We start from the raw sequence: 20,446 nt of genomic DNA, 5'->3' as shown, positions 1-20,446 counted from the left end.
CCAGTCGCGGGGAAGCAACGGTACGATGAGGAGCACGGACCATCCGGCGGCATTGCTCGACGCGCTCGACCGCGAGGCACAGGACTGGTTGCTTCGCTTCGCCGCGGGCAAGGCCAATGGGGCCGATATCGAGGCGTTCAAGCAGTGGGCGGCCGTCGATCCGGTGCGTGCAGATGCATTTGCCCGGGCGTGCCGGGTCTGGGACACGATCGGACCCGCAGCGGCCGGGTCAGCGGCTTGGCGCGACCACGCGCGTATCGCACCAAGGCCGCATATGGCGCGGCGCGCCTTCATCGGCGGGGCGCTGGCCGCCTCGACGGCGGCGGCAGCCTATCTCGCCGTCCGTCCTCCGCTCGGCTTGTGGCCCTCGGTCTCGGAGCTTGCTGCCGATTACCGGACGGCAATCGGCGAGCAGCGCAACATCGCGCTCCCCGGCGGCTCGTCGATCGAAATGAACACGCGAACCAGTATCGCGTTGCGGACTGCGCAAGCTGGAACCGAGCGTATCGAACTCCTGTCCGGCGAGGCCGCGGTCACGGCTCTCGGCTCGCATCGCGTCGAAGTGCTCGCCGGGGATGCGCGCGCGGTGGCGGAGGGAGCGACCTTCAATATCCATCTTGTTGGAGGTGCGGTCTCCACCACCTGCATTGCCGGTGAAGTGGAGGTCGCATCGGCGGCGCGCGCGGTTCGGCTGCGCCCGCAACAGCAGATCATCTATGCCGCGGGAGACCTCGGGGCGGTGACCTCGATCGATCCGGCCGCGGTGACGGCGTGGCAGGCGGGGGTGCTGGTGTTCCACGGCACGCCGTTGTCGGAGGCGGTCGAGGAGATCAACCGCTATCGCCCGGGACGGATCATCGTGACCAATGCGGCGCTGGGACGCAGGCTGTTCAATGCCCGCTTTCTGATCGCCAATGTCGATGGTGTCGTTGGGCAGATTCAACAGGTTTTCGGTGCGACGATCACCAATCTGCCTGGCGGAATCGTCCTGCTGGGATGATCGGGCGTGGCCTTGCGCGCCCAGGCGTTGCCGCATCCGGCGACAAAGGGACGAGTTATTTTTTCGGTTGTGACCGGTCTCGGGACTCTCAGGGAAGACCGCAACGCCAACGAGATGGCCGCGGCCGCTGTCCCGCCTGTGCTCGATGAGAGAAGTCCGATGTCCGCCAAGCCGCATGCTCCACAGACCAGCCGCACCGGGATGGTCGGCAAAGCTTCCGTGACGCAAGGCGGGGTGCAGCAGCTGTCGACGCGTCGTCTGCTTCTGGCCGGCGCAAGCGCGTTCGCGCTGATGTTGACCGGGCAGCAGGGCGCACTTGCACGGCCGTTCGGGATCAACGCGGGAACGATGTCGGCGCCGACGATCGCCAGCGATGCGGCAACCGCTGCGGCCCAGCAGGCCACCGAGGCTGCAAGGCAGAGCCAGGGCGCGCTGACGCGAGCCTCGCAGGCGATCCAGGCATTGCAGGCTGCGCAGGCCGCCGCGCGGGGCGCCGCCGCTGTACGGCAGGGCTCGACCACGCTGCCGCAGCTTGCGGTGCCGAACGGCCTTGCGCCGGGCGGGCTCCAGGTCGCGCCCGGCGCGGTGCCGGGCTCCAATCTGTGGAAGGGCGCCGATCTGCCGTTGCAGGCGGCAGGCGGCGGCCAGACCACCGTCACCGTCAATCAGACCGCGCCGCAGGCGATCCTGAACTGGCAGAGCTTCAACGTCGGCAGCCAGACCACGGTCAATTTCAACCAGCAGGCCGCCAGCTGGACCGCGCTCAACCGCGTCGTCGGCAACACCGGCCCGAGCCAGATCCTCGGACGCATCAACGCGCCGGGGCAGGTGCTGGTCATCAACCAGAACGGCATCATCTTCGGCGGCGCGAGCCAGATCAATGTCGGCTCGCTGATCGCATCCACGGCCGGTATCACCGACCAGCAATTTCTCGCAAGCGGAATCTATTCGCCGCAGAGCGGTCCGAACTATCTGCCGAGCTTCAGCGGAGCCAGCGGCAGGATCGTGGTCGAGGCCGGTGCGTTGATCACCACCAGCGCGCCGGCTTCGGTGAAGTCGGGCGGCGGCTTCGTTGCGTTGCTTGGCAGCGCCGTCGACAATGCCGGATCGATCGCGACCCCGAAGGGGCAGGCGCTGCTGGCGGCGGGCGACGACTTCATCCTGCGGTTCGGGCTCGGCACCACCGCCAACCAGGTCTCGACCACCCGCGGCAGCGAAGTGGTGCCAATCATCCGCGCCGGAAGCGGCAGCGGCGGGGTCGGCAATAGCGGGCTGATCTTCGCCCAGCAGGGCGACATCACGCTCGCCGGACATGCGATCACCCAAAACGGCGTGCTGGTCTCGACCACCTCGGTCAATCAGCGCGGCACGATCCATTTGTTGAACTCGGCCGCAGATGCCGGCGGCACGGTCACGCTCGCGGCCGGCAGCCTCACCACGGTGCTGCCCGAGCTCGATTCCGCGGAGACCGCGCTGAACTCGCAGCGCGATGCGCTGATCGCCGACTCCGCCACGCAAAATGCCATCCGCGCCACGCAGAACCTTGGCCAGTTCGACAACCTGTCCCGGCTTGCCGATCGCGAGGACCGGTCCCGCGTCGAGATCGTGAGCGGTGGCCTCGTCAACTTCCAGAACGGCTCGCTGACGCTGGCGTCGGGCGGTCAGGTGGCGGTCTCGGCGGGCAAGCGGGTGTTCGCCGCGACCGGCGCCGTTATCGACGTGTCGGGTGCCCGGGACGTGATGCTGCCGATGTCGGCCAACGCCATCAAGGTCAACGTCCAGGGCAATGAGCTGCGCGACTCGCCGCAGAACCGCGACGGCTCGGTGCTGATCAACAAGAACGTCTGGATCGACGCCCGCGATCTCACGCTGGTTCCCGCCGGCACCGGCGGCTACGCGTCGGATCGCTATTACACCGCGGGCGGTCTGCTCGAGGTCGGCGGCTATCTCAACAACACCAGCCACAAGATCGGCGAGTGGGCCGCGGTCGGCGGCGACATCACCTTGTCGGCGCCGGAGGTGGTCGCGCAGCGCGGATCCATCTTCAACCTGTCCGGCGGATCGGTCCAGTTCCAGGGCGGATACCTGCCGCAAACCTATCTGCTCGGCCGCGACGGCCGTGTCTACAACGTCAACGACGCGCCCTCCGACCTCGGCTATGCGACGGTTGCGAACGGCTTCGTGGTCAATCACGCGCACTGGAATGTCGTCGAGGTCTATCTCAGCCCGTTCGGCAGATCGGCCATGCGCTGGGAGAACGGTTACACCGTTGGCCGGGATGCCGGCCGGCTGATCTTGTCGACGCCGACCTCGGTGTTCGAGGGAGCGATCCTTGCCGACGTGATCAATGGACGACGGCAAATCGCCGCGCGTCCCGCCGGTGTCACCGACGGCTACAAGCTGACGCAGAACACCGCGCCGCTGGCCGGTGCGCTGCAGCTCGGCCTCTACGATGCGCGCGGGCTGGTCAATGCGTCCACGACGGACGTCAGGTTCGGCAGCGTGGCGTCGATCTCGGCGGGGCTCGATCCGGCTGCGGCGATTCCACTCGACCGGGTCAATACCGGCTGGTTCGACGCCGGAACGATCAACGGCTTCGGACTGGGCGGGCTCGGCGTGGCCGCGAAGCGGTCGATCTCGACCGAGGCGCCGCTGAGTTTCGCGCGCGGCGCGCAGGTCGAGCTCATCGCGCCGATTGTCGATATCAAGGCCGACATCACCGCCCGCTCGGGCAGCATCAGCGTCACCAACATTCTCAGGCCGGATCTGGCCGCGCTCTCGCCGATTGTGCTGACGACGGCGGACGGGCTTGCGCAACTGACCGTGCGCGCCGATGCAACCATCGATGCGCGCGGGCTGTGGACCAACGCGCTCGGCTCGCCGGACGATCTCTCCGGGCTTGCCTTCATCAACGGCGGCAGCGTCAGCTTCAACTCGACGCAGGGCGTCACGCTGGCGAGCGGCAGCAGCATCGACGTGTCGTCGGGGGCGGCGGTCCTGCAGAACGGCAAGACACGAGGCGGCAAGGGTGGCGATGTGACCCTGATCGCCGACGATCGTTCGGTCGGCGGTCCCTCGGTCGGCGGTCGCCTGGTGCTTGACGGGCAGATCGACGGCTTCGGCGTGAACGGCGGCGGCAAGCTCGTGATCGGCAGCGGTCCGGCGATCGTGATCGGCGGCAAGGCGCTGGCGACCGATGGCGTGCTGGGAGCCGGCGAGAAGGCGCAAGTCAATCTGCGGCTCGCAGAGGAGCTGTTCATTCCGGCTGGCGCGGCCGTGCCGTTCAACTATGATGAGTCGATCACCTATCTTGCGCCCGGCGACACCGCGCCGGCATCCGTCGCCGTGAATGCGACACAGAGCAAGCCGCTCTTGATCGGACCGAGCGGATGGACCGTTCCCAGCGGCCTCAACTTCTCGGATCTCGCCGGTCACACCTATTGGCCCGGCACGCAGATCCCACCCGGCACCTGGGTCATGACCGATCCGTCGTCAAAGCTCCCCCTCGGTTTCAAGGTCGACGCCGGCGTCTTTCCGAACGGTATCGCACTGGTCGGCACGCGGGTGACCTTCAACGCAGGGGATGCTGCGCCGGTGCCGCTGCATTTCACCGTCGGCACCATGATCCCGACCGGCACGGTCGCATCGCGCAGCTATGCCGTCGCGCCGCTGACCGAAATCGACACGGCGCTGTTCCGTACCGGGTTTGCGAGCTACGACGTGAACGGCCATCTCGGCCTGATGGTGGCGAGCCACGCTACTCTCGACGCGGTGATGCCGGTCTATCGTTTCACCGAAACCGCGTCGAACGTGGCAAGCGGTAGCGATCCGTCGTCGGCGCTGACGCTTTGGCTGCCGCCGCTCTATTCGGAGGATCCGGTTGGGGCGCGCATGATCCGCCGCGGCGGCGCCGACCTGACGTTGCAATCGAACCTTGATCAGTCCAGGGGATCGCTGACGATCGGCACGCAGGCGCGCGTGACGGTCGATCCGGGACATGCGATCACGCTGCGCAGCCCGGGTCAGATCAATGTCGATGGCCGCCTGACGGCTGCCGGTGGCCGGATCGATGTCCTTCAGAACGGCAATCCCGGTGATCCCTTCATCGGGCCGCGGTCGATCTGGCTCGACGGCAATGCGGTGCTCGACGTCGCGGGCCAAAGCGCCGTGGCGATCGATCGCGCCGGTCGCCGCTATGGCTTTGCGGACGCCGGCGGCAGGATCACGCTGGGTGACGACAGCGAGGCTCCGGGCGCGATCGCACCGGCCGGCCTAGGCTTTGTCATCGTGCGGCCCGGCGCGCGTCTCGACGCATCCGGCGCCAGTGCGGTCATCGACGTGGTGGATGCTGCGAACTCCGTGCATCCGCTCACGCTGGCGGGCGCGGGCGGCAGCATCGCCATCAGCGCGCTGAGCGGCTTCTATCTCGATGGCACCATGACGGCACGGGCCGGCGGCGAGGGTGCTGCCGGTGGCACGCTGTCGCTGGCGCTGGTGACGCCGAGCTACGGTAACTCGCCCGATCGGCCGGCTCCGAACGAGGTGCGCAAGTTCCGCATTCTGGAGGTCGCGGCGCAGGCCGGCGCGAGCGGCCTTGCGCCGGATCTGGCGTGGGGGGCGCGTGATCCGGCTCTGCAGTTCGGGCACGGGCGCGTCGGCGCCGACCAGGTCGCGGCTGGCGGCTTCGCCAACCTTCGCCTCTACTCGGAGACCATTGCATTCGACGGCGACGTTCAGCTCAAATTGCCGCAGAGCCTCAGGATATTCGGCAACCTCGTCGCCAAGGGAGGCAACGAACGGATCGACCTTGCGGCGCCTTATGTCTCGTTCGGGAGCGTCTCGTTCTCGTCGAGCGAAGGCGCGCTCGAGCCGCGTCCGGGCAGCGTGACCGGTGCCAGGCAACCCGGTTTCGGCACCTCGCTGGGCACCCAACCAGCCAAGACGGGCACCGCGCAGCTGACCGTCAACGCCGATCTCGTCGATCTCGCCGGCTCTTTCGAACCGCTCAACACCGCAATCATGCAGGCGGACAATTCGACGTCGGCGCTGACCAGCATCGCCGGCATCGATCAGGTCCGTGTGGTCAGCCGAGGCGACATCCGTGTCACCGGCGACACCTATGGCTCCCGCACGCTCGAGCTCGACGCGGCGCAGATCTATCCGGTCAGCAACGCCAAGGTGATCGTCGAGGCCAGTGAGCTTGTGCGGTTCGGCCGCACCACGTCCTATGCGCCGGCGCCGCCGTTCTCGGTGTTTGGCCGGCTTGCCGTCTACGGCAAGACGATCGAGCAGGGCGGGATCGTGCGCGCGCCGTTTGGCACGCTCATTCTCGGCAGCCCGGCCGTAGGAAGGAAGCTGACGGGCGCGCAGCAAATCGATCTGCTGCCGGGCAGCATCACGTCGGTGAGTGCCGCGGGCCTTGCGATGCCCTATGGCGGCACCGTCGACGGCATCGTGTACAATTACAACGGGGCCGCGGTGACGCAAGCCATCAATGGCGTCAGCGTGTACGGCGAGACGGTCGGCGGCATCAGCCTGTCCGGTCCCGCAGTGACGGTGGCCAGCGGTGCGCTGCTCGATCTCTCCGGCGGTGGCCAGCTGCTCGGCGCCGGCTTCATCAGCGGCCGCGGCGGCTCGGTCGATGTGCTGCTCAATCCGCTGGCCGCCGCCAATCCGGGCAACAGCTACAGCAACCTGAAGAACCAGGTGTTCGCGATCGTCCCGAGCGCGAATCCGGATTATGCGCCGATCGTGCCGGCAAGCCAGGGTGCGGCGCCGTCGATCGGGCAGCGCATCACGGTCGGTGGCGGCGTGCCCGGCCTTGCGGCGGGAACCTACACGCTGATGCCGGCCTCGTATGCGCTGCTGCCCGGCGCGTTCCGCGTCGAACTCGGTGCGCAGACCCAGACCGGAGGCCGTACGGTCGCACTGCCGAACGGCTCCTACGTGACGACTGCCTATGGCAGCGTCGCCAACACCTCGATCCAGGCCAGCCAGCCCAATCTGGCGGTGATCACACCCGGCACGACGGTGCGCAGCTATTCGCAGTACAATGAGCAGGACTACACGAGCTTCATGCTCGCGACCGCCGCGCGTACCGGACAGCCGCGCCCGAGTCTGCCTGCCGATGCTGCCGTCTTGCAGCTCATTCTTTCGGCGCCGCCGGCAGGCAGCCCGTCGTTCTCATTTGCCGGGCAGGCTTTGTTGACGCCGGGCAGCGGCGGCTATGGCGGCACGGTCAGCATCGATACGCCGTACAATGGGCGTCTCGAAATTCTTGGACCCAACGCGACGCCGACAGCCGGCTTCGCCTCGGTGCGTGCGGCGGACCTCGATGCGATCGGCGCCGCCAGGATTTCGATCGGCGGCGGCCAACAGCTCTATCTCGACCTTGGCTACGTGGGGACCACCGGTTTCGCCACCACGGTTGCGGTGCGTGGCGGCGCCGTGCTGCGGGCGCCGGAGGTGTTCATCACGGCCGGCGCCGGCGGCATCCGGATCGAGGACGGCGCGCGGATCGACACGACAGGGACTGGCCCTGCGACGGTGATGCCGTCGAGCGACGGCTTCGCCTACAGCATTGGCGGATCCGGGAACATGATGATCGTCTCGAACGGCTGGATCGACCTGCCGGCGTATCCGCCCGGTAGTGGCGCCGGCGGCATCACGATCGGCGCCGCCACCATCGCGACCGAAGGCATGCTTGCCTTTGGTGTCCAGAAGGGAGCGCTGTCGATCGCCGATGGCATGCGTTACGGCGCGCGCTATCTTTCGCTGATCACGCCGAATGTGAATATCGGCGACGCGACGGCGATCGCCGCGGCGCGGAGCGCCGGTGTGCTGCCCGACGGTCTGGTGCTGAACCAGGACGTGTTCGGCCGCCTGCTGGCCGGCAACGCCGTGATCGGTGCTCCCAAGCTGGAGAGCCTGATCCTGACGGCGCAGTCGTCGATCAATTTCTACGGCTCGCTGAATCTCTCGACCATTGATCCGGTGACTGGCCAGTCCAGCCTGCGTTCGCTCGTGCTCAACACACCGGCGATCTACGGCCTCGGGACGGCCGGCGACCGCGCCACGCTCACCACCGGGCAACTGGTCTGGAACGGCATCAGCGATTGCGTCCTGCGCACCGGCAGAAACGAACCGCGCAGCCTGCCGCCCGGCGCGGTGATCACGCGCGGCGCCGGCACCGGCCACGGCACACTCAATATCGTCGCCGATGAAGTGGTGTTCGGTTATCCCAGCGAGGCGAGGCCGGACACCCAGGTGACGCTCGACCGCCTGGCGCTCGGCTTCTCCACGGTCAACGTGACGGCGCGCGGCCGGATCACCGCGAACAACCGCAATACATTGTCTGTGTATGAGAGTCAGGGCGCGTACCAGACCGGCGTGGGATACAGCTACAGCGGTGGCAACCTCAATCTGATCACTCCGGTGCTGACCGGCGACTCCGGCTCGATCAACCGCATCACCGCCGGCGGTGCGCTCAACCTGACCGGCACCGGCGGGCCGGCCGCAGCAGGCCCGGCGGCGTTCGGCGCCGAGATCGGCCTGACCGGCAGCTCAGTGGCGATCTCCAGCGCCGTCGTGCTGCCGAGCGGCAAGCTGACCGTCTCCGCGAACGGCGACATCGCGCTGAGCGATGCGGCGCGCATCGACATGGCAGGGCGAACCGTCAGCCTGCTCGACGCGGTGCGCTACAGCTGGGGCGGCGACGTCGCGTTGGAAAGCGCGCATGGCAACATCACCCAGGCGGCCGGATCGGTCATCGACGTCTCGGCGGTGAACAATCGCGCCGGATCATTGTCGGCGACGGCGCTCGATGCCGCAGCCGGGCACGTGGTGCTGGGCGGCTCGCTCCGCGGCAGCGCCTCGGGGCACTACGACGCCGGTGGCACGATGGTGCCGTTCCTTGCCGGCAGCATCGACGTGCGCGCGCAGACGATCGACGATTTCGCCGGGCTGAACCAGCGGCTCACGCTCGCCGGCGTGACCGGGGCGCGCAACTTCCAGCTCAAGCAGGGCGACCTCGCCATCGGTGACGAACTGGTGGCCAGCAGCATCAGCGTGTCGGTGGATGGCGGCCGCCTGACCGTCAATGGCCGCATCGATGCCAGCGGCGAGCGCGTCGGCACCATCCGGCTCGCTGCACGCGACGGACTGACGTTGGGCAGCGGCTCGGTGCTCGATGCCCACGGCACGGTGCTTCGCGTCGACAGCTATGGCCAGCCGATCGATGCGCCGAACCGGGCGGTGGTGGAACTGACCACGACGCAGGGCCGGCTCGCTCTCTCTCCCGGCGCGCGGATCGACGTGCGCTCGGCGGACAATGTCGCGCGCGGCACGATCGAGTTGAGCGCGCCGCGGCTCGGCGGCGCGGGCGGCAGCGGCGACGGCGCCAACGACGTGGCGATCGATGCGGCAGGGCCGGTGACCATCGCGGGTGCACGCAGCATCGCGGTGAATGGCTTCCGTACTTACAAGCCCGCCGGCGGCATCATCAACCAGGGCCTGATGGACACCGTGCATGCCTCCAGTGCGGCGTTCGTCGCGGCGGCGTTGCAGAACGGCGACTTGCAGGGCCGTCTCGGCGGGCTGCGCGCCTATGCCGATGCCTTTCACCTGCGGCCGGGCGTCGAGATCACGAGCGCGACACCGAACGGCGACCTGACGATCTCAGGTGACATCGACCTGTCCCGCTACCGTTATGACAGCCTCAACCCCAATTCCGCGAAGACGGCCGTCTACGGCTCCGGCGAGCCGGGCCGCCTGGTGATCCGCGCCGGCGGCAATCTGAATGTGTTCGGCAATGTCAGCGACGGCTTCGGCGCGCCGCCGGTTGCGGGCACCGACGGCACCAATACGCCGGAGGTCGCCCGGCTCCTGATCAAGGGTGCGCAGCCATATGGCAGCGATGTCGTGATTCCGAAGGCCGGCGTGGTGCTGGCGAGCGGAACGCTTTTCCCGCGGTTCAGCGTGCTGAACTACGACCTGCCGGTCCAGGGATTCTCATTGCCGGCAAACACCGTGCTTCCCGCCGACGCGCCGCTACGTGGCGTGTTGACGCTGCCCGCAGGCACGGTGCTGCGCGCAGATGTGCGCAATGCGTCCGGCGCGGTGATCTATCCACGCGGCACGTTGCTGCAGCAGAGCACCCGGCTGCCCGTCGGCACGATCATCGGCGCCGGCAACCGGTTCGCGTCCAGCATCAGCGTCGGCCCGATGCTTTGGCCGAAGGACGTACCGCTGCCCATCGCAATGACGCTGAACGGCGCGCTTACGCTGCAGATCGGCGCCGTCATTCCAGCGGCGACGGTCGTCAAGCTGCCGAATGACGCACCGTTCGTGAAACTGCGCGACGACCCGACCCCGAGCGGGATCTGGGCCGCGGCGCCGCTGCTGCCGCAGGGATCACAATCATGGTCGCTGCGCCTCGTGGCCGGCGCGGACGTCACCGCTGCCGACAGCCGTGCACTGCGGCCGCGCAGCGCCAAGGCGGGGAGCCTGGTGCTTGCAGACACCTCGGTCATGGCTGTCGTCTCGATTCAGCCCGCCGGCTGGGTCTGGGCAAACATGGGCGATGGCACCAATCCGTTCGGAACGCCGGGGAAAACGGCCGACGATCCGTACATTTGTGAAAATCTCCCGGATTACTGCGCCTGGAGCGCCGGGGGTGCATCCGCCGTGACGCAGTTCCCGCTGCCGAGCGTGGTGCGGACAGGCACCGGTGATCTTGAACTGCTAAGCAGCTCCGATCTCAAGATGCGAACATCGTTCGGCATCTACACGGCCGGCGCGCAGTCGCCGGCGCTCCTGGCGGCGGACGGCTCCAATCCATATGATCTGCCGCGGGGCCGACCGATCGGCAGCTCCGTGCTCGGAAACACCGGTGCCTCGTATGAGGGACAGGTCAACGGTCAAGCCGGCAGCGTCTATCACGCCTGGTATCCCGAAGGCGGCGGCAATCTGCTGGTGGCGGCGCAGGGCAACCTGACCGGCACGTCCGGCAATCCTGGCGGCATTCAGGACGGCAACCCGGGCAACTGGCTCTGGCGCCAAGGCGGCAACATCACCGGCCAGCAAACCGCGTGGTGGATCAATTTCGGCACCGTTGCACTTCCACAGCCGCGCGATCCCGATGCGACACCTTTGGCGCTGGTCGGTTTCACCGGCTTCGGCACGCTCGGCGGCGGTAACGTCACCGTCCTGGCAGGCGGCGATGCCGGTGTCCTGGCGACGCAAACCGCCACCAACCAGGCGACGAGCTCGACTGCGTTGAACATCACGGTTGGCTCGACCGGGCGCATCACGCCGGACGGACAGCTGATCCTGACCGGCGGCGGCGACATGCAGGTCAAGATCGGCGGCCGGCTCAACCCGCTGCAACCGACGCTGATGACCACGAGGGTCACGAGCGAAACCAGCGGCGTGCTGACCAACCTGCGTGGTCTGATCGACGTGCAGGCCGGAACCATCGGCGGGATCAACCTGACCTATGGCGCGAAGCTCGCCGCCGACCCGCGTTGGCCAGAGCCGTCGACCGCCAACAAGGGACTCGGCTTCGGCGGACTGCTGATCATCCCCGGCGATGCCGTGGTCGATTTGTCGGCGCGCGGCGATTTGGTCCTGGCCGGCGCCGCAGATGCGGGCCGGGTGCTGCAGCAGAACACCACGAGCTATTCGGTCGGCGGCGTTCCGCACGTCGGCGGCGGCACCACCTGGTTCTCGCTGTGGCGCAACGAGACGGCGATCAACCTGGTCTCGGCCGGTGGCAACCTCGTTCCCACCACCCAGAACAATCTGTCGGTCAACAACACCATCGATGGCCCCACCGACGGCACATATCTCTACCCGCCGACGCTGACGGCGCTCGCAGCCAGAGGCAGCATCTACTATGGCGCTTACGACACGCAGCCGACCAACATCCCGCCGCCGCTCACGCTGGCGCCGTCGCCGATTGGGCAGCTCGAACTGCTGGCCGGCCGCTCGATCTATGCCAACGGCTATGCGATCGACATCTCGGGCGCCGATCTGAGTGGGCTGACGACGCCGTTCCATCCCGCCTTTGTCGGCTGGCAGCGCAATGACACCACGACGACCAACGTCAATGGTACCGGAACGATCTTCCCGCAGTTTGGTTCGCTGTCTCCCCGTGGTGTCGAGCTGTTCGCGTTCGGTCCGAACACCGCGAGCAATCTGCATGCCGCCGATCCGAACCCAGCGCTGATCTATGCCGCGGTCGGCGATATCGTCGGCTTCAAGAGCGGCGAGGTCTTCAGCGGCAGGGGCGCAACGCCGCAGCCGGCGGGAACCTGGTACGTCGCGGCAAAGCCGATGCAACTGATGGCGGGGCGCGACATTGTCAGCCTCGGCACCCCGATCGGCGCGCCGGACTTGCCATACAACGGGATGCTGACCAGCAACCTGATCTTCCACACCGGTGATAACGATGTCTCGGTGATCTCGGCCGGCCGCGACATCATCTACGCCAACCAGCAGATCGCAGGTCCGGGCACGCTGATGATGACGGCGGGGCGCAACATCTACCAGGCCGACCAGGGCGCCGTGACGAGCCTCGGCGCGGTGGTGCCGGGCGATCATCGGCCGGGTGCCTCGGTGCTGATGATGGCCGGCGCGGACGCGGCAAATTACGGTGGGCTGCTGCTCTATCTCGATCCCGCCAATCTGGCGAAGGCAGGCGTGCCGCTCGCCGATCAGCCCGGCAAGGTCGTGAAGACCTACGAGAAGGATCTGGTTGACTGGCTCTCGGAGCACTACGGTTTCAAGGGATCGGATGCGGAAGCGCGCGCGCGGTTCGCATCGTTGCCGCCGGAGCAGCAGGCGGTCTTCCTGCGGCAGGTCTACTACAATGAGCTGCGCGACAGCGGCCGCGAATACAACGACGCCAACGGTCCGCGAGCGAAATCCTACCTGCGCGGCAGGCAGGTGATCGCGGCACTGTTCCCGGATCGTGATCCCTCAGGCGCCCCCATCGCGTATCAGGGCGACATCACGATGTTCGGCGGGGCGGGCGTTCGAACCCTCGAGGGCGGCAATATCCAGTTACTCGCGCCCGGCGGCCGAATCCTGCTCGGCGTCGAGGGTGTCGTGCCGCCGGCCTCGGCGGGCCTGATCACCCAGGGCAAGGGCGATATCGAGACCTACTCGAAGGGCAGCCTGCTGCTCGGCCTGTCGCGCATCATGACCACCTTTGGCGGCGACATCCTCGCCTGGTCGGCGGAGGGCGACATCAACGCCGGCCGCGGCTCCAAGACGACGCAGGTCTATACGCCGCCGAAGCGCGTCTATGACAATTACGGACAGGTGACGTTGTCGCCCAGCGTTCCCACGACCGGCGCCGGCATCGCGACGCTCAATCCGATCCCGGAAGTGCGGCCCGGCAACGTCGACCTGATTGCGCCGCTCGGCACCATCGATGCCGGTGAAGCCGGCATTCGCGTCTCCGGTAACGTCAACCTTGCGGCGCTGCAGGTCGTCAATGCCGCGAACATCCAGGTGCAGGGCACCTCGAGTGGAGTTCCGACGGTGCAGGGGCCGCCGGTCGGCGCGCTGACGGCCGCATCGAATACGGCAGCCGCCTCGCAGCAAGCCGCCGCGCCGCCGCCATCGAACAACAACCAGCCTTCGGTGATCATCGTCGAGGTGCTCGGTTATGGCGGTGGAGAAGGCTCTTCGGCGCCGGGCCCGGAGCGGGATCAGAAGCGGGACCAGCGCGATCAGCAGAGCCAAAATCCTGACAGCGCCTATCAGGTGCTGGGGGCCGGGGAGATCACGATCGAGGAGGCGAAGCAGCTGATTGCAGATCGTCGCCGTCAGATGCAACAGCAATAGAGGCGGCTGATCGAGCCGATGTGCGGCCGGCAGTGTTGCTCCCCGGAGTCGGCCGCACACCCGTCGCGCCAACTTGCGGCTCAACCAAGCGAGGCCGCGTGATAACACGACATCACGCGATCGTCAGTCTGCATGGGGCTGCAGCGTCTGGTCTAACTGCTCGGGACTTGTAACAATCCTTGGTTGAGGCATCTGCGTTCTTCACGATGTGGGAGGCAGTCGCACGATTTCATGGGGAGCCCGGCAATGCGCCTTGTCACAGCGATTGCATATTCGGCCCTGTTATGGCTGGCCATCACGTCGGCGCAGGCTCAAGTCATATTCAATACTGTTCCGCCTTCGCCTCCTCGCGGCTTCATGGAAATCACGGTTGCGCTTGCGAGCGTTGCCGTGCCTCCTTCATCAGTGCAGGGTAGCGACCGCGAGATCGCCCTGAATGCCATAAGGCAAGATCTCTACGAGGAAGCGAAGGCGCAGTGCCCGATCTTGTCGAAGGTGTATGAAGCGACCTGTCGGGTGACTTCCGTCAACATATTCAGATCCCAGGCCGTGACGAAAGACGGCCCTCCCAGCTTTTCGATCACCGGAACGGCCAAATACGAACTGAAGACCAGCGATAGCGACACCAAGCAATGACCTGCCTCGGCCGGCAGTCGGAGCGTGAACGGCAGCCTTTGTTGCTGGACTTGCCTTGCCGGTGCCATCCGATCCTCATGCCTTCAACGTGCGCCGGAGCAGTCCGGCGAAGTCCTGCGCAACCTGGGACAGCGCTTCATGCGTGGGGGAGAGGATCGCGATCTGGTACTGGATCCTCGGCTTGAAAGGACGAACGACAAGGCCCTCGGTGAACGGCTTGCTCACCACCGGATCGACAATCCCGACGCCTTGGCCCTCAGTGACGAGCTGGCACGCGGTCGAAAAGAATTCCGTCTCCGCGACGACGTTCCAGCGTGCGCCATGTTCGGAGAAGGCTGACGCCAGCTGCTGGTAGATCGGGTCGCCGCGGAACAGCGTCACGAACGGGACGCCGTCGAGGTCATCAGGTGTGATCTGCTTCAGCTTCGCAAGTGGATGCGCGCGCGGCAGCATGCACATGCAGTCATATGAGAACACCTCCATGTGCGAGGTCGGATAATCGAGCGGCAGTTCGGCAACCGCGAGATCGAATTGCTGCGTCGACATCAACTCGCGGACGGTCGCCGAATTCCGCGAGATGATCTTGATCTGCAGCTCGGGCTTGTTCTTGGCGAATTGCGACAGCAGCCGCGGCAGCAGATTGATGGAAATGCTCGGATAGGCGGCGATCGCGAGATGACCGCGCCGGCCGGACCTGATCTCGGCCGCGACGCGAGAGGCGTTCTCGGTGGCTTCGAGCGCGCGTGCCGCCTCGACATAGAACAGCTTGGCTTCCGGGGTCGGTTGCAGGCGGCCGCCGCGCCGTACGAACAGGTTAAGGCCCGTCTCGTGCTCGAGGCCGGCGATCATCGTGCTGATCCCGGGCTGTGACATGCCGAGCAGTTCGGCCGCTCTCGTCATGGTGCCGTGGAGCATCAGGGCGCGGAAGCATTCAAGCTGTCGGAGTCGCATGCCACAACTATACGATTTTGTTATAATGGATACAATTAATATTATTAGAATTACATGTCCGACGGTGCTGCAATGGCGCGACAGAGCCTTGAGGAGACATCACGTGCCCGCAGCAACCACCGACCTCACCCGTCCCCGCCTGATCCCAGCCCGCAACGGCGTGGCGGCCCGTCTGAAAGCGGGAGAAACCGTCACCGTGGTCAACACCCATGGCAAGCAGGTGGTCGACACCTGGGCCTTCAATGCCGGCGACACCAGCGAGTTCATGTCGATGGAGCACAGCCGCGCGTCGATGCTGCGGCTCATTCCCCGCGTCGGCGATACGTTGACGACCAACCGGCGCCGCCCGATCCTCACATTCGTCGCCGACACCAGCCCAGGTATCCATGACACGCTGATCGCGGCCTGCGACATTCACCGCTATCGTCAGCTCGGCGCTACCGGCCATCATGACAATTGCACGCACAATCTGGCGCACGCGCTCGAGACTGTCGGGCTGTCGGCTGCGGTGACGCCGGCTCCGCTGAACCTGTTCATGAACGTGCCCGTCACGGACAATGGAGAATTGGACTTCAAGTCGCCGGTCAGCGAGGCCGGGCAGTATGTGTCGCTGCGTGCCGAGATGGACCTGGTCATCGTGTTCTCCGCCTGTCCGCAGGACATGGTGCCGGTGAACGACATGCGGCCGACCGACGCGCATTTTCTCATCGCCTGACACGGGACACGCGGAGAACCGATCATGCGCAAACTGCCGCCGCTCAATGCCGTCCGCGCGTTTGAGGCCGCCGCGCGCCACGAAAGCTTCACCGCCGCAGCCAATGAGCTCTGCGTCACGGTGACGGCGATCAGCCATCAGGTCCGGCAACTCGAAGCGATCCTCGGACACAAGCTGTTCGAACGCTCCGGCCGCGCGGTCGTGCTGACCGCGGATGGACACGCAGTGTTTCCGTTGCTGCGCGACGGCTTCGACCGGATGGCGAGCGCGTTTGCCGCGATCCGGCCGCCGGCCGACGGCGATGCGATCACGATATCGACCACGCGCGCCTTCGCCGAGCGCTGGCTGATGCCGCGGCTCGCGCGCTTCAATGCGGCATTTCCTCAACTCGTCGTCCACATCGATGCGACCGAAGAGCTGCGGGCGCCGGGCGCCGAGGGCGTCGATCTGGCCATTCGTTACGGTCGCGTCGATCGCGCCGGCGAGCCGTCGGTGCTGTTCAGCGATCGCTACATTGCGGTTGCGGCAAGCGCGATCTGTCCGCCTGGTGCTCGTCCGGCCATTGACGACCTCCGTTCGCGCTCGCTGCTGGCGTTCCGCTGGAAGAATGCCGCGCTGGATTCGCCGGCGTGGTCGGCGTGGCTTGCGGGGGCCGATCACGATCCCGGCCGCGACTTCCGCATCTCCTGGTACAGCGAGGAGCCGCTGGCGTTGCATGCCGCCGAGCGCGGGCTCGGACCGCTGTTGTGCAGCGACGCGCTGGTCGACGAGCAATTGCGCGAGGGCACGCTGCGCCGGCTCGACGGCCCCGCGCTTGCGGGCTTCGCCTATCGCCTCGTGAATGCGCCGACTGCTGCCCGGCGCAAATCAGTGACGGCATTCATCGACTGGCTGCGTGCAGAGGCTGCCGCATTTCGTGCACCCCACGAACTGGTTATGACACGGGCTGCGTGAAGTAGGGCAGGGTCTCGACGCGGACCTGGTAGGTGCCCGCCTTGACCAAGCCGTCGAGATGCGCGGCGATGTCCTCAAGCGATGCGAACCAGACCTTGCGCTCGGCGACGATCCGCTCGAGCCAGCGCTCCACCACGCGCCAGCGGGCAAGCCGGCCGGTCAGGAACGGGTGCCATATCCCCATCCAGAATCCACCAGCCTCATAGGCGGCCTCGAACTCCTCAAACGAGGCCGCAAGGCCTTCACTTGGCGATTTGACCGGCATCATGTAGCCGATCTCCGCGTAATGGGCGAAAGGCGGCCAATCGTCCGATCCCCAGTGCGGCGGCATCTCGTAGAGCGATCCGCGTGCGGTGCGCATCTGATACGGGATGTCGTCGGCCATCAGCGACGAATCGTAGACAAAGCCATGCTCGATCAGGAGATCGATCGTGGTCTGGTTGGCGTTGTAGACCGGCGCGCGGTAGCCGCGCGGCTTGCGTCCGGTCATCGCGACATGAATGGCGAGCGCGCGTTCGAAGGCTTCGCGCTGCTGCGCCGAGGAAATCTCCGTCGGATCCTCATGGATGTAGCCGTGATGGCCGATCTCGTGGCCCGCCTTAAGGATCGCCTCCACCGCATCCGGATAGCGCTGCATGGTCCAGGCCGGCATGAAGAACGACTGTTTCAGGCCGAGGCGGCGATAGGTCTCAAGGATGCGCGGCACGCCGACGGTCGGCCCGTAGCGTCCCATCGTGATCGGATAAAGCCGGTCGAACGAATCCTTCGGCCGGGCGATGTGAATCAGACTGTCGGCGTCGACGTCGAACGTGATCGTGCAGGCACAGCGCGCGCCGTTCGGCCAGGGGATGGGATTCTTTATCATCGGTTCATCCTCGCACAGCCGGCGGACAACGGCGCATCATTCCGCCGCGACATTAACAGTCCCGTCGATTCCAAGACACTGCCGGACCAGCACCGGGATTGCGGCAAGGGCATCGGCGAGTGACCGGCGGTAGCGTTCGTCGTTGAACTCCTGGTAATCGACCGCGATCAGATGGCTCTCCTGCACCCCGAGATAATGCGCGCAGGTGAAGATATGGGTTTCCAGATGGTTCATGGTCTCCCGCACCCCGCCAGGGCCAAAACCGAACTCGCCGCGCGAGCTCAGCACCACAAGCGTCTTGCCGCGCATGATCGGCTCGAGCGGAAAGTCGCCGCGTGCGAGATCGAAGCTGAAGGTCTTGTCGATCCGGATCACCTTGTCGAACCATGATTTCAGCGCCGCCGGCATGCCGTAATTGTGCATCGGCGCCCCGATCACGATCACGTTGGCGCGGTCGAGCTCGTCGATCAATTCGTCGGAGAGACGAAGCTCGTCGCGCTGCTCGGCGGTGCGGTCGGCGGGCGCGGTGAAGGCCGCGGCCACCCACGTCTCGGTGATGAGGGGCGGCGGATTGCGGCCGACGTCGCGCGAGATGATCGTGGCACCGGGCTCGTGCGTGAGCCAATGCTCGACAAACGATTTGGAGAGCTTTCGGCTGACCGAACGGTCGCCGCGTGGGCTGGCATCGATATGCAGAAGTGTCGTCATCCCTGACCTCGGCTGATTGGCGCTTTGCGTCGGCGCTACAATGACCGAGCGCCCGGGGCGGCGTGATTGATGAATCCGGCAGGCGAGTTGAGAAAATCTCAACAGTGATGCGGCGCGCCAGTGTGGCGCGGTGTGCTGGCCTTGTCGCAGCCCGATTTGTCCATATCCGGTATGCAAGCTTCACTCTCGACATGCTCTCAACCCGGCTTGAGGAATTCTCATTATCGCCTCATCGCCGCCTGCTGCTCAGATGCCCCATCCCGGCCCAGACCAATGCGCCGGACAAACGGGGGGAAACATGTTGCTCAAGCAGACACAGCTTCCGGCGCAGGATGAGGCGGGCTTCGATGCTCACGGAATTGAGCCGGTGCCGGTGGCGCACCGCACGTCGTCACCATCAGATCAATTCTGGATCTGGACCGGCGCGAACATCGCGCCGATCAACTGGGTGCTGGGCGCGCTCGGCATCCAGCTCGGCCTGAGCCTGCTGCAAACGCTTGCCGTCATCGTTGTCGGCAATCTGTTCGGCGCAGCGCTGTTTGCCGCCTTCTGCCTGATGGGACACCGCACCGGCGTGCCGCAGATGGTGCTCGGCCGGCTGGCGTTCGGCCGGCGCGGCGCCTATCTGCCGGCGCTCGCACAGGTGCTGATGCCGATGGGATGGGTCGCGATCAACACCTGGATCGTGCTCGACCTCTGCATGGCCGCGCTCGAGCGGATGGGAATCGGCGGCGGCGTCGAGCTCAAATACGCGATCGCGGTGCTGGTGATGCTGTTTCAGGTCGGCATCGCGGCCTGGGGCTTCAATGCCATCAAGGTATTCGAGCGCTACACCATGCCGGTCATTCTGTTGATCATGGCCGTCATGACCGCATTGGCTTTCCTGCGCGTCGACATCAAGTGGCAGTCCGCCGCCGTCACCGGCATGCCGGCGTTCGCCGCGGCGACGCAGCTGATGACCGCGATCGGCATCGGCTGGGGCATTTCGTGGCTCACCTATGCGTCCGACTATACGCGCTTCACCAGGCCCTCGCTCGGTGCTGCCAAGGTGTTCCGGGCGACATTCCTCGGCATGTTCGCCCCGACGGTCTGGCTCGCTTTCCTGGGCGCTGCGATTGCGTCTGCCGGTGCCGGCTCCGACCCGTCGAAGCTGATCATCGCAGCATTCGGCACGATAGCGTTGCCGGTGCTGCTGGTGCTGCTCCATGGCCCGATCGCAACCAACATCGTCGTGATCTATTCAGCGGCGCTGTCGTCGCTCGCACTCGATCTGCGGCGGCCGCGCTGGGTAATTTCAGTGGCCTCCGGCCTGATCGCCTCCGCGATCCTTTACGGCTTCCTGCAGTCGGGCGACTTCGCCCATGCCTTCGACAATTTCATGGTCGCCTTGATCGTCTGGATCAGCCCATGGGCGGGGGTCACGCTCGCCGACTTCTACTTCGTGCGACGCGGTCGGATCGATCTCCCATCGCTGTACGAGGAGCCGGGCAGGGGTCGTGATTTCAACTGGGCCGGGCTGATCGCCTTTGCCGCCGGGTTCGCAGCGGCGTGGGCGTTCCAGATGGGCACGATCAAGGCGATGCAAGGTCCGCTGGCGCTCGCCACCGGTGGGGTCGATCTGTCCTGGCTCACGGGGATCGGTGTGGCAGCGCTGAGTTATCTGGCGCTGCATCGGCTCTTTGGACGTTCGCTGGCGCGAAGCGACGCGTTGCCGGCCGCGGGCGAGGCATCGATCGAGCCCGCGCCGACATCGACCTGATGGGGC

The 20,446-nt window shown here is 66.3% G+C and carries 9 protein-coding genes; 6 read left to right on the top strand and 3 right to left on the bottom strand.

The window, feature by feature from the left end; translation table 11 throughout:
- Nucleotides 1–25: 25 nt before the first annotated feature.
- From JQ507_20145 to JQ507_20135, 3 genes are all read left to right on the top strand, one after another.
- Nucleotides 26–1,000: a FecR domain-containing protein gene (locus JQ507_20145; GenBank protein QRI67301.1), complete on the top strand. Its 975-nt coding sequence runs from the start codon at nt 26–28 to the stop codon at nt 998–1,000.
- Nucleotides 1,001–1,159: 159 nt separating this feature from the next.
- Nucleotides 1,160–13,852 (top strand): filamentous hemagglutinin family protein, encoded by a 12,693-nt coding sequence (locus JQ507_20140; protein QRI67300.1) that lies wholly within the window; start codon nt 1,160–1,162, stop codon nt 13,850–13,852.
- A 246-nt stretch (nt 13,853–14,098) separates the two neighbouring features.
- Entirely contained in the window at nt 14,099–14,488 is a 390-nt protein-coding gene (locus JQ507_20135; protein QRI67299.1) for a hypothetical protein, read from the top strand.
- 75 nt (nt 14,489–14,563) lie between these two features.
- Here the strand turns inward: JQ507_20135 and JQ507_20130 are convergent, their stop codons facing one another.
- A complete protein-coding gene (locus JQ507_20130; protein ID QRI67298.1) occupies nt 14,564–15,439 on the bottom strand; it encodes a LysR family transcriptional regulator in 876 nt (291 codons plus the stop codon).
- 103 nt (nt 15,440–15,542) lie between these two features.
- Between JQ507_20130 and JQ507_20125 the strand changes: the two genes are divergently transcribed.
- Complete coding sequence (locus JQ507_20125; protein QRI67297.1) at nt 15,543–16,154, top strand: urea carboxylase-associated family protein; 612 nt, start codon at nt 15,543–15,545, stop codon at nt 16,152–16,154.
- Nucleotides 16,155–16,178: 24 nt separating this feature from the next.
- Nucleotides 16,179–17,108 carry a LysR family transcriptional regulator gene (locus JQ507_20120; GenBank protein ID QRI67296.1) on the top strand — a complete coding sequence of 310 codons (930 nt, stop codon included), beginning with the start codon at nt 16,179–16,181 and terminating at the stop codon, nt 17,106–17,108.
- On the opposite strand, the gene JQ507_20115 is transcribed toward JQ507_20120, so the two are convergent.
- Nucleotides 17,089–17,973: a polysaccharide deacetylase gene (locus tag JQ507_20115; protein QRI67295.1), complete on the bottom strand. Its 885-nt coding sequence runs from the start codon at nt 17,971–17,973 to the stop codon at nt 17,089–17,091. The genes JQ507_20120 and JQ507_20115 overlap by 20 nt on opposite strands.
- Before the next feature lie 36 nt (nt 17,974–18,009).
- Nucleotides 18,010–18,681, bottom strand: coding sequence for an NAD(P)H-dependent oxidoreductase (locus tag JQ507_20110; protein QRI67294.1), 672 nt, complete (start codon nt 18,679–18,681; stop codon nt 18,010–18,012).
- Nucleotides 18,682–18,979: 298 nt separating this feature from the next.
- Between JQ507_20110 and JQ507_20105 the strand changes: the two genes are divergently transcribed.
- A complete protein-coding gene (locus tag JQ507_20105; protein QRI67293.1) occupies nt 18,980–20,440 on the top strand; it encodes a cytosine permease in 1,461 nt (486 codons plus the stop codon).
- Nucleotides 20,441–20,446: the final 6 nt, after the last annotated feature.

This window comes from Bradyrhizobium sp. PSBB068 (assembly GCA_016839165.1).
GTDB lineage: Bacteria > Pseudomonadota > Alphaproteobacteria > Rhizobiales > Xanthobacteraceae > Bradyrhizobium.
The sequence above is the reverse complement of the archived record's forward strand: the minus strand, read 5'-3'. Positions and strand labels throughout refer to the sequence as shown.